1 protein-coding gene is annotated in these 231 nt (G+C 45.0%); it reads left to right on the top strand.

The features are described 5' to 3' along the window. On the top strand, positions 1–215 hold a 215-nt coding region (locus AAEY83_RS18940; protein ID WP_351061799.1), incomplete at its 5' end, for a GNAT family N-acetyltransferase. Positions 216–231: the final 16 nt, after the last annotated feature.

A 231-nucleotide genomic window follows, 5' to 3' on the forward strand; every position in this document is an offset into this window, starting at 1 on the left:
GTCATACTGGCTATCTCAGCTATCAGGAACACGATGATAAACTAATCTACGACCATACTATCGTACCGCAAGAATTGGGCGGGCGCGGTGTTGGTTCTGGTCTGGTCAAACATGCCTTGAACTATGCACGCGAACAGGGTAAAAAAGTCGTACCACAATGCTCATTTGTTGCCTCTTATATAAGCAAGCATCCCGAGTATCAAGATTTGGTATAACTGGCTCCTCTTATAG

The organism is Psychrobacter sp. TB20-MNA-CIBAN-0197 (assembly GCF_040309765.1).
Classification (GTDB): Bacteria; Pseudomonadota; Gammaproteobacteria; order Pseudomonadales; family Moraxellaceae; genus Psychrobacter; species Psychrobacter submarinus.